We start from the raw sequence: 14,499 nt of genomic DNA on the forward strand, positions 1-14,499 counted from the left end.
AACGGCAGCAGTGCGTCCGCGCATGCGCGGTGTTGCGCGCTGCTATCTTTCAATTTTCGCGTCCCCCGGTGGACCATGCCCCGTTCGCTGTTGCGGCAGCTGCTGCTGATCTGGATCGTCATCCTCGCCGCGTGCGTGGGCATGGCGGTGGTGCTGTTCGGCCTGTACCGGCACAGCGAGGGCGTGCGCGTCAGCGAGGCGCAGGCGCGGTTGCAGGGCGAATGCGCGCGCATCGTGCAGCGCTACAACGGCGCCAGCACCGCGGCGCGCGGCAGCGACGGCGCCGGCCTGGCCGCGGTGGTGCTGCAACTGGTGCTGGCCGACGCCGCGGGCGTGGAAGGCGGGGTGTGGGAGCGGCAGCGCGGTTTCGTCGCCTATGCCTATCCCACCTACGACGGCAGCGACCACAAGACCGATGTGCCGACCGCCGAACAGAGCGCCATCGTGGCTACTGCGCAGCGCGGTGTCGCCAAGCAGCAGGCGGTGCACTACCGCCGCGATGGCCAGCGCGAGACGCTGTTGATCGCGGCCTGCCCGCTGGATCGCAGCACCGCGGCGTGGACGATGGCGCGGGTCACTGCCACCGGCGAGGCCTCGGCCAGTCGTCCGCTGGCGGTGGGCGTGGCGCTGATCCTGGCGCTGGTGGTGGTGTCGGCCATCGCGCTGGGATGGGTGGTGCGGCGCTGGAGCCAGCGCCTGCACGGCATCCAGCAGGCCTTGGCGACGCCGGCGGAGGTGCCGACGATTCCGGCCACCGGCGCGCCGGAACTGGACCGCCTCGGCGCGGCGGTCACCGACTATGCGCAGCGCAGCGTGCAGGCCCTGGCCGAAGCGCGCCGGCTCGGCGAGGAACTGTCGCGGCACGAACGGCTTGCTGCGCTCGGGCGCATGACCGCGACCGTGGCGCACGAGATCCGCAACCCGATCGCGACCTTGCGCCTGGCCCTGGAAAACCAGATCGCCGCCGGCGAGGGTGGTTTCGACGAGGCGCAGGCGCAACTGATGCTGGCGCAGATCCAGCGCCTGGACGGCGTGGTCGAAAGCCTGCTGGGCATGGTCCAGCCGATCCGCCTGCAGCGCGAGACGGTGGCGTTGCAGCCGTGGTTGCAGGCGCTGCTCAATCCGGCCGACTGGGATCCGCTGGCGCCGCCGATCGCACTGCAATTGGCGGAGGCGCCGAGCGAATGGATCCTGGATCCGCAGCAGGCGGCGCGGGCCTTGCACAACCTGCTGCGCAACGCGCTGCAGCACGCCGCGCCCGGCACCGCGGCGACGCTGACGGTCGCAGCCGACGCCGACCTGCTGCGGCTGACCGTGGCCAACCAAGGCCCCCCGGTGCCCGCGCCGGTGGCCGCGCACCTGTTCGAGCCCTTCGCCAGCGGCCGCAGCGACGGCAACGGCCTGGGCCTGGCGCTGGTGCGCGAGATCGCCCGCGCGCACGGCGGCGAGGTGCGCTACGCGCACCACGACGGCGTCACCTCCTTCATTCTGGAACTGCCATGGCGCGCATCCTGATCGTCGACGACGACACCGCCTTCCTGAGCACGCTGCAGGCCACGCTGCGCTCGTTCGGCCACGAGGTGATCGCCGCCGGCGACGGCGAGGCGGGACTGGCGCGATTGCGCGACGGCGGCATCGACCTGGCCTTCGTCGATTTCCGCATGCCGGGCATGGACGGCATCGCGCTGATGCGCGCGCGCCAGGCGCATGCGCAGGCCGCGGCCGTACCGCTGGTGATGCTCACCGCCTACGCCTCCAGCAGCAACACCATCGAGGCGATGAAGCTCGGTGCGTTCGATCACCTGGTCAAGCCGGTGGGCCGCGCCGACATCGTCGCGGTGGTGGAGCGCGCGCTGCAGGCGCATGCCGGCGGCGACGGCAGTGCGGCAGCGCCGCAGGCGCCGGCCGAGGATGCCGGCGCGCTGCTCGGACACAGCGCGGCGATGCGCACCGTGCACAAGCGCATCGGCCTGGCCGCGGCCTCGGACCTGCCGGTGCTGGTCAGCGGCGAGACCGGCACCGGCAAGGAGCTGGTGGCGCGCGCGCTGCATCGCGCCAGCGCCCGCGCGGGCGCGGCGTTCGTCGCGGTCAACTGCGCGGCGATCCCGGCCGAACTGATCGAAAGCGAATTGTTCGGCTACCGCAAGGGCGCCTTCTCCGGCGCCGTCGCCGATCGTCCCGGGCTTATCCGCGAAGCCGACGGCGGCACCTTGTTCCTGGACGAGATCGGCGACATGCCGCTGCCGATGCAGGCCAAGCTGCTGCGTTTCCTGCAGGAAGGCGAGGTGTCGCCACTGGGCGGGCGCGGCGCGCAGAAGGTGGACGTGCGCGTGGTCGCCGCCACCCATCGCGAACTGGCGCAGTTGGTCGCCGACGGCCGTTTCCGCAGCGACCTGCGCTACCGGCTCAACGTGGTGCCGATCGAATTGCCGCCGCTGCGCGAGCGCGGCGACGACATCGTGCTGCTGGCCCAGCATTTCCTCGAGGAGGGCGCCAGCGCGCCACGCACGCTGTCGGCAGCGGCGCAGGCGCGGCTGCGCGCGTATCCGTGGCCGGGCAACGTGCGCGAGCTGCGCAACGCGATGCAGCGCTGCCAGGTGCTGGTGCGCACGCCGACGATCGAGGCGCACGACCTGGACGAGGTGTTGGCCGGCGATGCCGCGGCGACGTCCGCCGAGACGCCGGCGCTGACCCTGCCCGACGCGATCGCGCAACTGGAGAGGCAGATGATCCAGGCGGCACTGACCCAAGCGCAGGGCAATCGCGCCGAGGCCGCACGCCGGCTCGGCATCCACCGCCAACTGCTGTATCGCAAGCTCGACGATTACGGGCTGGGCTAGGCGCAGCGCCACCGGCCAGCCACGACGCGGCCCGACGCCCGCCCAATATCCGCCGCAATCGCAGCCGCAACGCCCGTGTAGGAGCGGCTTCAGCCGCGACAGACACTCCCCGCAACGCGCCTGCCAACCCGAACAACCCCATCCGCCAGACAGCGCTCCCCAGCGGCACCCGGCAGCAAACGAAGCAACCGCTCCAAGCGTCCGCTCGCAGACACCACAGCTGTCCGCAAAGCGGACGACAGTGGATGAAGCGCAGACACCCATCGTGGCCGTTTCCAAGTGCTATGTATTTAAAAATCAATAACTTAAAACTTGGCACGGATGCTGCGATGACAGCCATACAGGCGGACTCCCTCGCCGCCCTGGAGAACTTCCGATGATCCGTCGTAGCGCACTCGCTTTCTCGCTGGCCATCGCCGCCGCCACCGCCGCCGCCCAGGTGCCGGCTCCCCCCGCGGCCCCTGCCGCCGCCGCTGCCGGTATCGCACCGCCGCCCGCGCCGCCCGCACCTCCTGCGCCACCCGCGCCGATCGCCGCCGCGCAGGTCAGTGTCCGAGGCACGGTCGACCGCTTCATGCTCAATCCCAACGGCGACGTCGATGGGCTGTGGCTGCGCGACGGCACCCAGGTCGGCTTCCCGCCGCACCTGTCGGCCGACCTGCAGGCCGCGGTGCGCCGCGGCGATGCGGTGACCGTGCAGGGCTATCGCCTGGGCACGCTGCCGCTGCTGCAGGCCAGTGCGATCAGCGCGCGTCGCAGCGGCAAGCAGGTGGTGGACCGCCCGCCGAACCCGCTGGCCGGCCCGCCTGCGCCGCCGACCCCGCCGGCGTTGAATCCGATGCAGGCCGAAGGCCGCATCGAACGCCTGGTCTACGGTCCGGGCGGCGACACCGCCGGGGTGCTGCTCAGCGACGGCACCGTGGTACGGATGCCGCCGCACGTGGCGGTGCAGTACGGCACGCTGTTGCGCGTCGGCGCGCCGCTGAGCGTCAGCGGTTTCGGCGTGGCGACCGCGGCCGGTCGCGCGCTCGAGGCGACCCAGCTCGGCCGCGACCGCGCCTCGCAGCGCACCCTGTTCGCGCCGCCCGCACCGCCGGTCCCGCCGGCTGCGCCGCCGCCGCCGGGCGGTCCCGCCGCACCCGCCGCACCGCCGGTGCCGCCGCCCGCGCCGCGCTGATCGGCCTGGCCATGTGACCCGGCGCCCGCTGCTTGCCGCGGCGGGCGTCGCTACCGGCGCGACGCCGGTTCCCCACGTTCATTGGAGTAACGCTATGCATTGGGTCGATCCCGATTACCTGCCGGAAACCCGCGGCACGCTCGCCCGCTTCCTGCTCAATCCCAAGGCCGAGGTCGATGGCCTGCTGCTCGACGACGGCACCGAGGTGCATACCGCGCCGCACCTGTCGGCGCAGTTGCTGAAAACGCTCAAGCCGGGCATCGCGCTCGGCGTGCGCGGACTCAAGCCCTACGGCGTGGACATGCTGGTCGCGCTGGCGATCGATCCCGACGGCGGCAAGCGCATCGCCGATCGCGGGCCGCATGGGCCGCACGCCGATCACAAGCCGGGCAAGAAGCCGGAGAAATCCGCAAAACCCGAGAAGCACGAAAAGCCCGCCAAGACCCAGCACAGCGGTGTGATCGCGCGGCTGCTGCACGGCCCGCACGGGCAGGTGCACGGCGCGCTGCTCGAAGACGACAGCACCGTGCGTTTCCCGCCGCATGCCGCCGCGCCCTTGGCCAAATGGCTGGCGGTGGGCAAGCCGCTGGCGGTGGAAGGCCACGTACTGGCTTCGCCGCATGGCACGGTGATCCACGCGCAGGCCCTGGGTGCGAAAGCGTCGGCGTTGCAGCCGATCGCGCCCAAGCCGCATCCGCCCAAGCCGCACGACGCCGACAAGCCGAAGCCCAAACCCAAGCACTGAACCGGGCAGGACGGGGGCGGTCGCGGTGACGCGGCGGCCCCTGCGTCGCGTATCGTTTCGCGTCCGTCGCGGTGTCCGCGGCGGCGCTTTCAGGACCTCGCCATGTCGCTTTTTCGCTGTGCGCCTCGCTATGGTTTCCCGCTTGTTTCCGCCCGCGTGGCGGTGCGGCGATGAGCGCGCCCGCGCCCGCCGCGCCTGGTGCCCGCCCGCGTGGCACGCGCGCGCTGGAAGCGCTGAACTTCACCCTGGCCGACGTGCAGGACGGGCTCGGTCCGTTCCTGAGCGTGTTCCTGCAATCCAAGGGTTGGTCGCTGGGGGCGATCGGCTCGGTGATGAGCATCGGCGGCATCGCCGGCATGCTCGCGACCACGCCGGGCGGCGCGTTGGTCGATGCGACCCGGCGCAAGCGCAGCATCGTGGTGGTCGGCTGCACGTTGATCCTGCTGGCCTCGGCGCTGCTGTGGTGGTCGCCTAGCTTCGCCGGCGTGGTGACTGCGCAGGTGATGACCGCACTCGCCGCCGCGGCACTGGGCCCGGCGCTGTCGGGCATCACCCTGGGCCTGGTGCGGCAGGCCGGGTTCGATCACCAGATCGCGCGCAACCAGGTCGGCAGCCATGCCGGCAACGTGGTGGCGGCGGCACTGGCCGGGCTGCTCGGCTGGAAATTCGGCTTCGGCGCGGTGTTCGCGCTGACCGGTTGCTTCGGCGTGCTGGCGATCGCCTCGGTGCTGCTGATCCCGCGCGATGCGATCGACCATCGCGCCGCGCGCGGCCTGGCCGACGCCGGCGCGCACGGCGCGGACCACGCCAGCGGCTGGTCGGTGCTGCTGACCTGCAAGCCGCTGCTGGTTTTGGCGTTGGCGCTGGCGCTGTTCCACCTCGGCAATGCGGCGATGCTGCCGCTGTACGGCATGGCCGTGGTCGCCGCGCACCAGGGCGATCCCAGTGCGTTGACCGCGACCACGATCATCGTCGCGCAGGCGACGATGGTGGTGGCCTCGCTGCTGGCGATGCGCCTGATCCGCGTGCGCGGGCATTGGTGGGTGATGCTGCTGACCTTCCTGGCGCTGCCGTTGCGCGGGCTGATCGCGGCCAGCCTGATCCATGCCTGGGGTGTGTTCCCGGTGCAGATCCTCGACGGCGTCGGCGCCGGCCTGCAGAGCGTGGTGGTGCCGGCGCTGGTGGCGCGGTTGCTGCAGGGCACCGGCCGGGTCAACGTCGGCCAGGGCGCGGTGATGACGGTGCAGGGCATCGGCGCGGCATTGAGTCCGGCGCTGGGCGGCTGGATCGCGCAGGACTTCGGCTACCGCACCGCGTTCCTGCTGCTCGGCGGCATCTCGCTGCTGTCGCTGGCGCTGTGGGTGGGTTTCCGCAAGCAGTTGCTGCAGGTGGCCGGGGTGCCGACGGCGCAGGGGGCTGTGGCGCCAGCGCCGGCTTGATTCGCCGTCGCGACCGCGCCGCGCCGATCAGTCCAATGCCACGCCCGCGACCACGTCGCAGGCGATGCCGGCAGCGGCCAGTTGCGCGGCCAGCTGTGCATGCGGCCACTGGCGGAACGCATCGCCGGGTTTCAGGCTGACCACGCGCTGCCCGGCCTGCACCTGCGCGATCAGCAACGCCAGGTGCGCGTCGGCGTCGGCCGGCAGCGGCTGGCGTGTCGCATCGCGGCGCGCCAGGCTCAGCACCGCGGCGTCCACTGCCGGATCGCACAGCAGCAGATCGGCCTGGTTCAACGCGCGCAGCGCCTTCAGCGTCAGCGCGCCGGGATCGCCGTTGCCGGTGCCGACCAGCCACACGCTGCCGCGGCGCGGCACGTCCTCCGCGCTGCGCTGCAGAGCATCGTGGAACGCCTGCTCGGCGGCCTGGGTCTGCCCGCCCTGCAGCAGCACCTGCACCGGGCCTTCCAGTACCTGTTCGAACCAGCGCCGGCGCTGCGCCAGCTGCGGCAGACGCGCGCGGATCGCCTCGCGGTGGCGCGCGAACAACTGCGCCAACTGCGCGTAGGAATGGTCCAGCTCGGTTTCCCAGCGCTCGCGCAGGCGCCGCGCCAGCATCGGCGCCGCGCCGCTGGAGGAGATCGCCACCAGCAGCGGATCGCGGTCGATGATCGCCGGCACCTGGAACGTGGACAGCTCGGCGTCGTCGACCACGTTGACCAGCTTGCGGCGTTGCCCGGCCTGCGCGGCGAGTTCACGGTTGAAGGCGTTGTCGTCGGTGGCCGCGACCACCAGCCAGGCGTCGTCCAGCCATTGCGGATCGAACGCGCCATCGACCCGCTGCAGCCGGCCCTGCGCCAGCCACTGCGCCACCGTGGCGTTGAGCGCGTGCGCGTACACCAGCACCTGCGCGCCAGCGTGCAGCAGCGCCTCGATCTTGCGCATCGCCACCTCGCCGCCGCCGACCACCAGCACGCGGCGCCCGCCCAGGTCGGCGAACAAGGGATACAGCGGCATGCAAACTCCTGCGGGGTGGGGGACGGCTCGCGGCGGACGCGTGTTGCATGGCACCATGCGGCTCAGCCAACTTCCGCTAGCCAGGCCCGAATGCTGCGCGTCCTGCTGGTCAACGATACCGAAAAGCCGATCGGGCAGCTGCGCCAGGCGCTGCTCGACGCCGGCTACGAGGTGTTGGACGAAGTGGCGGCGGCGCCGGCGCTGCTCAAGGCGGTGTCCACCCAGCAGCCGGACGTGGTCATCATCGACGTCGATTCGCCTTCGCGCGACACGCTCGAGCAACTGGCGCTGATCCATCGGCAGGCGCCGCGTCCGGTGGTGATGTTCTCCGCCGACGGCGACGACCAACTGATCCGCGCCGCGGTGAGCGCCGGCGTCACCACCTACGTGGTCGACGGCCTGGCGCCGGCGCGGCTGGCGCCGATCGTGCAGGTGGCGCTGGCGCGCTTCGAGCAGGAAGCGGGCATGCGCCGGCAACTGGACGAAGTGCAGGGCAAACTGCGCGACCGCGAACAGATCGACCGCGCCAAGCGCCTGCTGATGGACAAGCGCGGGATGAGCGAGAACGAGGCCTACGCCGCGCTGCGGCAGCAGGCGATGAAACAGGGACTGAAGCTGGCCGAGGTCGCCCAGCGCATCCTCGCGATGGCCGACTTGCTGGGATGAGGAAGCGATGAGCGCACCACTGCACCCCGAACCGCGCACCTTGCGCCTGGGCTACCTGCCGCTGATCGACTGCGCGCCGCTGGTTGCCGCGGTGCGGCTGGGCCTGGACCGTCGCCACGGCCTGCGCCTGGACCTGCAACGGCAGGCCTCGTGGGCGGCGGTGCGCGACAAACTGCTGTCCGGCGAACTGGACGCGGCGCACGCATTGGCCGGCCTGGTCTACGGCGTGGAATGCGGCATCGGCGGGCCGCAGGCGGACATGGCGATCCTGCTCACGCTCAACCAGAACGGCCAGGCGATCACCCTGGCGCCGGCGCTGGCCGACGCGCTGGCGCAAGGCACGCCGCTGCGCAGCGCGCTGGCTGCGCTCGGCCGCGCGCCGGTGTTCGCGCAGACCTTCCCCACCGGCACCCACGCGATGTGGCTGTACTACTGGCTGGCGGCGCAGGGCGTGGATCCGATCGGCGGCATCCAGGCGGTGACCCTGCCGCCGCCGCAGATGCCCGATGCGCTGGCGCGCGGCGAACTGGACGGCTACTGCGCCGGCGAACCGTGGGCGGCGCAGGCCGAAGCGATGGGCGTGGGCCGGCGCGCGATCCGCAGCGGCGAGCTGTGGCCCGGCCATCCGGAAAAAGTGCTGGCCTGCCGCCGCGCTTTCGCCGCGCTGCAGCCGGAACTGGCGACCGCACTGACCGCCACGCTGCTGGACGCCTGCCGTTGGCTCGACGATGCCGCGCATCGCCGCGAAGCGGTGGCGTGGCTGGTCGATCCGGAGGTGATCGGCTTGCCGGCCGAGCGCATCGCGGCGTGCCTGCTGCCGGGCGGCGCCGCCGACGATGGCGCCGATCCGCAGGGTCTGCGTTTCCACGCCGGCGGCCTGGCGAACATGCCGTGGCTGTCGGATGGGCGTTGGTTCCTGCAGCAGTTCCGGCGTTGGGGATGGTTGCCGGCGAGCGAGGTGGGCGCCGAGCAGGAGGCGGCGCACGATGCGCAGATCGTGGCGCGAGTGCATCGGTTGGAGACGTATCGTGCGGCGGCTGCGCAGTTGGGGATCGCGGTACCGGAGCACGACGAGCGCGAGGATGGGTTGCCGGATTGGGGGGATGCGCGCGCGCCTGCTTAGCTAGGCAACACGCTGTTGTCTTGCACTGGGTATCCGGCGTATGGCAAGGAGCATATCGTCGCGTTCTTGCTCTGCGTAAGCGATCTCCCGCAGAGGCACGGGTTCATGGCCGTCGATTCTGTGGTGTGCAGGTTGATGCTGCGCTGCGAGCCGCAACAGCTGATCGTCCGCAGCTCCGCCGGGTCTGGGCAACGCTGTTAGGTTTGGCGAATGCGGGAAGAGGCAATGGCTACTTTGGGCGGGAAACGAACTTGCAGGCGTGGGGTGACAGGGTGACCAGTGTGTATCAGTCCACCCGGCAAAATTAGCGCTGCGTGCGTTCCATCTTCAGCCGTGCCTGCGACTTATCGTCTCCCAGCGCTGCGGCGCGTTCCAGTAACGCCAGCGCGGTGGTGCGGTCGGCATCGCCGCCGCGTTCCAAGCGCATGAGCGCGGCGTTGTAGGCGGCAATGGCGCTGCCCTTGGCGGCGGCGCGTTCGAAGCCGGCCAGCGCCTTGTCCGGGCACAGGAACAGGACGTCCCAGCCGGCCGCGGCCTGCGTCAGCAGCGTGGGGTCGGTATCGCCGATGTCGCCCTCCACGAACGTGGGCCAGCCCGCCACCAGGGGAACGAACAGCTCTGCGCCAGCGGGCAGGAAATAGGAGCCGGCGCCTTCGCGCACGGTGTAGGCCTGGTGCGTGGTGCGGCGTGAGCCGTCCTTGGAAAGCCACAGGAAGCCGTCTTCGCCCTTCACCGGAAAACCGTCCAATGCCTTGGACACGCGATCGGCCAGCGACGGCACGCCCGGCCCTGGCGACACGCCGGTCCACGAGGCCAGCAGTTCCACGCGCTGCACGTTTTCGTCGCGTTGCGCGCGAATGGTCGCGGCGAGGTCGTGGGGGGTGAGAATGCGCCACTCTCCGTCGTACATGCGCCAGGGGCTGGCCTGCAGGCCGATGGTGAAACTCGCAGCGCTGTCCGGCACGGCTTCCATGTAGTCGTAAAGCGCCCGGGCCGAATAGACGCAGCCGGCGGCCCCCTTGCTCGGCGAGCAGGTTGTCACGCTGACCGAGCCCGACAGCGGCAGGTGGTTGTCGCACGCCCACGCGGCAGGGCTGAGCAGAAAGACGGCGAGCAGGGCGTGTTTCATCTGATGGAAAAAGGATGGCCGACAGGAAGACGGCAGCGTGCCGATTCCCGTGCGGTCCAGCAAGCCGGAGTGCACGATTGTCGGCGGTAGCCGCTTTTGGCCAAGTGCGGCCGCCGCGGACGCTAGCGATGCCGCATCCGGATGGCGCTGGCCGGCGAGCTGGAGAATGCTGTGGTGGCGCTGGAATCGCAGTGCCTGGGGCGTGGCGCATCCAGCATCGGCGGATCGGGATTCGGTGCCATGGACGCAAGGCATGTTCGAATCCTCCAGTACCTTGTCCATGGCAACCACACGCGACTCGCCACGATTGCCGCGACGCACAATAAAGGTGCGTTGCGCACCACTTGTGTTCGTTGGCGCGTGGCGCGGCCGGCGGTCGGCGGCGCTGCAACTTGCTGATGAACTAGCCAACGCCTTGAATTCTCGGATGATTCGGCCGCGCCGCCGCCGCCGCGAACACTTGGCACGCCGATTGCGATAGCTCCAGCGCGGACGCAACGGGGTGTCCGCACCAACTCGATTCGGCAGGCGGGCCAACGGCGGCCCATCTGCCCAGACAACGGCGTCTTCCGGTGCGAACCGGACGGCGCCGTTTTCGTTTTTCCCTCACCTCGACTACCGCGCGCTGCGGGTGGTGTGCAGCGCTGCGGCCCAACGTTTCTCGGAGATGGCGCGGATGAACCGATCGTTCTGGCAAGCCGGGCATACGCCCACGCTGTTGTCGGCGTTCCTGTATTTCGACCTGAGTTTCATGGTCTGGTACCTGCTCGGTCCGCTGCAGGTGCAGATCGCCGCGGCGTTGCAGCTGGATACGCAGCAGCGCGCGCTGATGGTCGCGGTGCCGATCCTGTGCGGGGCGGTGCTGCGGCTGTTCCTGGGCATGCTCGCCGATGTGATCGGCGCCAAGCGCGCGGGGATGCTGGCGCAGGTGCTGGTGATCGTGGCGCTGGCGGTGGCGTGGCAGCTGGGCGTGCGCAGCTTCGCGCAGGTGCTGCTGCTGGGGCTGATGCTGGGCGTGGCCGGGGCCTCGTTCGCGGTGGCGCTGCCGCTGGCCTCGCGCTGGTATCCGCCGCAGCATCAGGGCACGGCGATGGGCATCGCCGGCGCCGGCAATTCCGGGACGGTGTTCGCGGCGCTGTTCGCGCCGGTGCTGGCCACCGCGTTCGGCTACCAGGCGGTGTTCGGGCTGGCCTGCATCCCGCTGCTGTTGACCTTGCTGGTGTTCGCGGCGTTCGCCAAGGACGCGCCGGTGGAGGTGCCGCGCAAGCATCTGGGCGACTACGCGCGGGTGCTGGTCGGCAACCGCGATTCGTGGTGGTTCATGCTGTTCTACGCGATCACCTTCGGCGGTTTCGCCGGGTTCGCCAGCGCCTTGCCCGGCTACTTCCACGATCAGTTCGACTTCTCGCCGAAGCTGGCCGGCTGGGCTACCGCGGCGTGCGTGCTGGCCGGTTCGGTGATGCGTCCGCTGGGCGGCGCGCTGGCCGATCGCATCGGCGGCACGCGCACGTTGCTGTCGATCTATCTGCTGGTGGCGTTGCTGGTCGCCGCTGCGGCGATCGGCGTCGGCGGCCCGGCGGCGACGGTGGCGCTGTTCGTGCTGACCCTGCTGTGCCTGGGCACCGGCAACGGCGCGGTGTTCCAACTGGTGCCGCAGCGTTTCGGTCGCGACATCGGGCTGATGACCGGGCTGATCGGCATGGCCGGCGGCATCGGCGGTTTTCTGCTCGCCGCGGGGTTGGGCATCGTCAAGCAGCACACCGGCAGCTATGCGCTGGGGCTGTGGCTGTTCGCCGGCTGCGCGCTGCTGGCCTGGGGCCTGCTGTCCAACGTCAAGCAGCACTGGCGCAGCCAATGGGCCGCGGCCGGCGCGGCGCGCGTCTGATCCTCTCCACCGAAGCGAGACTCGCATGAACAAGCCAAGATTGGTGGTGGTGGGCAACGGCATGGCCGGCATCCGCACCGTGGAAGAACTGCTCAAGCTGATGCCGGGGATGTACGACATCACCGTGTTCGGCGCCGAGCCGCATCCGAACTACAACCGCATCCTGCTCTCGCCGGTGCTGGCCGGCGAACAGCGGTTCGACGAGATCGTGCTCAATCCGCTGGCCTGGTACGCGGAGCACGGCATCCGCCTGCATGTGGGCAAGGAAGTCACCCGCATCGATCGGATCAGGCGCAAGGTGATCGCCGCCGACGGCACCGAGGCGCCGTACGATCGCCTGCTGCTGGCCACCGGCTCGCTGCCGATCGTGCTGCCGGTGCCGGGCAAGGAGCTGAAGGGCGTGATCGGCTACCGCGACATGCACGACACGCAGACCATGATCGACACCGCCACGCGCAAGCGCCATGCCGTGGTGATCGGCGGCGGCCTGCTCGGCCTGGAGGCGGCGAACGGGCTGAAGCAGCGCGGCATGCAGGTGACCGTGGTGCACCTGGCCGACTGGTTGCTGGAGCGCCAGCTCGACCCGGTCGCCGGGCAGTTGCTGCAGCAATCGCTCAGCGAACGAGGCCTGGAGTTTCGCCTCGGCACCTCCACCACCGAGCTGGTCGGCAATGCCGACGGCGAAGTGGTGGCGGTGAAATTCTCCGACGGCAGCGAGGTGCCGGCCGACCTGGTGGTGATGGCCGCCGGCATCCGTCCCAACATCGCGCTGGCGCAGGCCGCCGGCATCCACTGCACGCGCGGCATCGTGGTCAACGATACGCTGCAGACCTTCGACCCGCGGGTGTACGCGGTCGGTGAATGCGCCAGCCACCGCGGCATCGCCTACGGCCTGGTCGCGCCGCTGTTCGAGCAGGCCAAGATCTGCGCCAACCACCTGGCCGGGTTCGGCATCGGCATCTACCGCGGGTCGGTGGCCTCGACCAAGCTCAAGGTCACCGGCATCGACCTGTTCTCGGCCGGCGATTTCATGGGCGGGGAGGGCAGCGAGGAGATCGTGCTGTCCGATCCGGCCGGCGGCGTCTACAAGAAGCTGGTGCTGAAGGACGACAGGCTGGTCGGCGCCTGCCTGTACGGCGATACCAACGACGGCGCCTGGTATTTCCAGTTGCTCAAGGATGCCAGCCCGATCGGCGAGCGCCGCGAGCGGTTGATGTTCGGCGAGAGCGCGCTCGGCGACGCCGGCACCGCCGGCCAGGACCGCGCCAGCGCGATGCGCGACAGCGACGAGGTGTGCGGCTGCAACGGCGTGTGCAAGGGCACCATCGTCAAGGCGATCAACGCGCAAGGCCTGTTCACCGTGGACGAGGTCAAGAAGCAGACCAAGGCGGCCAGCTCCTGCGGCTCGTGCACCGGCCTGGTCGAGCAGATCCTGATGAACTGCCTGGGCTCCAACTTTCAGCAGACGCCCAAGACCAAGGCGGTGTGCGGCTGCACCGACCTGAGCCATGGCGAGGTGCGCCAGGCGATCCGCGAGGGCAGGCTGCTCACGCATGGTGCGGTGTACGCGCAGTTGCAATGGCGCAGTCCGAACGGCTGCGCCACCTGCCGCCCGGCGATCAACTACTACCTGCTGTCGACCTGGCCGCGCGAGGCGGTGGACGATCCGCAGTCGCGCTTCATCAACGAACGCGCCCACGCCAACATCCAGAAGGACGGCACGTTCTCGGTGATCCCGCAGATGAAGGGCGGGGTGACCAACGCCTCGGAACTGCGCCGCATCGCCGACGTCGCCGACAAGTACGCGGTACCGATGGTCAAGGTCACCGGCGGCCAGCGCATCGATCTGCTCGGCATCCGCAAGGAAGATTTGGTTGCGGTGTGGAAGGACCTGGGGATGAATTCCGGACACGCCTATGGCAAGTCGATCCGTACGGTGAAGACCTGCGTGGGCAGCGAGTTCTGCCGCTTCGGCACGCAGAACAGCACGCAGATGGGCATCGACCTGGAAACCATGCTGGCCAACATGTGGAGCCCGCACAAGGTGAAGCTGGCGGTGTCCGGCTGCCCGCGCAACTGCGCCGAGTCGGGGATCAAGGACGTGGGCATCATCGCGGTGGAGTCGGGCTGGGAGCTGCATATCGGCGGCAACGGCGGGATGAAGACCGAGGTCGCCAAGTTCCTGGTCAAGGTCAGGACCGCCGAGGAGGTGAAGGAGTACACCGGCGCGTTCCTGCAGCTGTACCGCGAGGAGGCCTACTACCTGGACCGCACCGTGCACTACATCGAGCGGGTGGGCATGGACTACATCCGCCAGCGGGTGATCGAGGACGCGGCCAACCGGCGCGCGCTGTACGAGCGCCTGCTGTACGCACTGGAAGGCCTGCCCGATCCGTGGGCCGAGCGCATCGCCGGCGCCAGGCAGCGCGAATTCCAGCCGTTGCGCGTGGCCGCGCCGCTGGCGCTGGTGGAGGACTGAGC

11 protein-coding genes are annotated in these 14,499 nt (G+C 70.3%); 9 read left to right on the top strand and 2 right to left on the bottom strand.

Annotated features, from left to right (window positions below):
• The first annotated feature begins 75 nt into the window (after nucleotides 1-75).
• From H9658_RS09810 to H9658_RS09830, 5 genes are all read left to right on the top strand, one after another.
• Nucleotides 76-1,515, top strand: coding sequence for a sensor histidine kinase (locus tag H9658_RS09810; protein ID WP_191825207.1), 1,440 nt, complete (start codon nucleotides 76-78; stop codon nucleotides 1,513-1,515).
• Nucleotides 1,500-2,840 carry a sigma-54-dependent transcriptional regulator gene (locus H9658_RS09815; RefSeq protein ID WP_191825208.1) on the top strand — a complete coding sequence of 447 codons (1,341 nt, stop codon included), beginning with the start codon at nucleotides 1,500-1,502 and terminating at the stop codon, nucleotides 2,838-2,840. Before H9658_RS09810 ends, H9658_RS09815 begins: the two co-directional genes overlap by 16 nt.
• A 376-nt stretch (nucleotides 2,841-3,216) precedes the next feature.
• Nucleotides 3,217-4,017 (top strand): hypothetical protein, encoded by an 801-nt coding sequence (locus H9658_RS09820; protein ID WP_191825209.1) that lies wholly within the window; start codon nucleotides 3,217-3,219, stop codon nucleotides 4,015-4,017.
• 94 nt (nucleotides 4,018-4,111) lie between these two features.
• Entirely contained in the window at nucleotides 4,112-4,762 is a 651-nt protein-coding gene (locus H9658_RS09825) for a hypothetical protein (protein ID WP_191825210.1), read from the top strand.
• Nucleotides 4,763-4,932: 170 nt separating this feature from the next.
• Nucleotides 4,933-6,201, top strand: a complete 1,269-nt coding sequence (locus tag H9658_RS09830; protein ID WP_191825211.1) for an MFS transporter — start codon at nucleotides 4,933-4,935, stop codon at nucleotides 6,199-6,201.
• A 27-nt stretch (nucleotides 6,202-6,228) separates the two neighbouring features.
• Here the strand turns inward: H9658_RS09830 and H9658_RS09835 are convergent, their stop codons facing one another.
• A complete protein-coding gene (locus H9658_RS09835; protein WP_191825212.1) occupies nucleotides 6,229-7,215 on the bottom strand; it encodes an NAD(P)-dependent oxidoreductase in 987 nt (328 codons plus the stop codon).
• 93 nt (nucleotides 7,216-7,308) lie between these two features.
• On the opposite strand from H9658_RS09835, the gene H9658_RS09840 reads away from it, so the two are divergent.
• Complete coding sequence (locus H9658_RS09840; RefSeq protein WP_100225477.1) at nucleotides 7,309-7,881, top strand: ANTAR domain-containing response regulator; 573 nt, start codon at nucleotides 7,309-7,311, stop codon at nucleotides 7,879-7,881.
• A 7-nt stretch (nucleotides 7,882-7,888) separates the two neighbouring features.
• On the top strand, nucleotides 7,889-9,004 hold the full coding sequence (locus H9658_RS09845) for a CmpA/NrtA family ABC transporter substrate-binding protein (RefSeq protein WP_191825213.1): 1,116 nt from the start codon (nucleotides 7,889-7,891) through the stop codon (nucleotides 9,002-9,004).
• A 304-nt stretch (nucleotides 9,005-9,308) separates the two neighbouring features.
• Here the strand turns inward: H9658_RS09845 and H9658_RS09850 are convergent, their stop codons facing one another.
• The gene (locus H9658_RS09850; protein ID WP_191825214.1) at nucleotides 9,309-10,415 is read right to left on the bottom strand and encodes a hypothetical protein; all 1,107 of its coding nucleotides are present in this window, start codon (nucleotides 10,413-10,415) and stop codon (nucleotides 9,309-9,311) included.
• A gap of 433 nt (nucleotides 10,416-10,848) precedes the next feature.
• On the opposite strand from H9658_RS09850, the gene H9658_RS09855 reads away from it, so the two are divergent.
• Both H9658_RS09855 and nirB read left to right on the top strand, forming a co-directional pair.
• Complete coding sequence (locus tag H9658_RS09855; RefSeq protein WP_191825325.1) at nucleotides 10,849-12,018, top strand: nitrate/nitrite transporter; 1,170 nt, start codon at nucleotides 10,849-10,851, stop codon at nucleotides 12,016-12,018.
• Between the two features lie 61 nt (nucleotides 12,019-12,079).
• Nucleotides 12,080-14,497, top strand: coding sequence for a nitrite reductase large subunit NirB (gene nirB / locus H9658_RS09860; protein ID WP_263604325.1), 2,418 nt, complete (start codon nucleotides 12,080-12,082; stop codon nucleotides 14,495-14,497).
• Nucleotides 14,498-14,499: the final 2 nt, after the last annotated feature.

It is taken from the genome of Xanthomonas bonasiae (assembly GCF_014836395.1).
Classification (GTDB): Bacteria; Pseudomonadota; Gammaproteobacteria; order Xanthomonadales; family Xanthomonadaceae; genus Xanthomonas_A; species Xanthomonas_A bonasiae.

Coding starts and splice junctions, on each gene's coding strand:
- H9658_RS09850 (WP_191825214.1), bottom strand. CDS start 10,415: ATGGACAAGGTACTGGAGGATTCGAACATGCCTTGCGTCCATGGCACC.
- H9658_RS09820 (WP_191825209.1), top strand. CDS start 3,217: ATGATCCGTCGTAGCGCACTCGCTTTCTCGCTGGCCATCGCCGCCGCC.
- H9658_RS09845 (WP_191825213.1), top strand. CDS start 7,889: ATGAGCGCACCACTGCACCCCGAACCGCGCACCTTGCGCCTGGGCTAC.
- H9658_RS09835 (WP_191825212.1), bottom strand. CDS start 7,215: ATGCCGCTGTATCCCTTGTTCGCCGACCTGGGCGGGCGCCGCGTGCTG.
- H9658_RS09815 (WP_191825208.1), top strand. CDS start 1,500: ATGGCGCGCATCCTGATCGTCGACGACGACACCGCCTTCCTGAGCACG.
- H9658_RS09810 (WP_191825207.1), top strand. CDS start 76: ATGCCCCGTTCGCTGTTGCGGCAGCTGCTGCTGATCTGGATCGTCATC.
- nirB (WP_263604325.1), top strand. CDS start 12,080: ATGGCCGGCATCCGCACCGTGGAAGAACTGCTCAAGCTGATGCCGGGG.
- H9658_RS09825 (WP_191825210.1), top strand. CDS start 4,112: ATGCATTGGGTCGATCCCGATTACCTGCCGGAAACCCGCGGCACGCTC.
- H9658_RS09830 (WP_191825211.1), top strand. CDS start 4,933: ATGAGCGCGCCCGCGCCCGCCGCGCCTGGTGCCCGCCCGCGTGGCACG.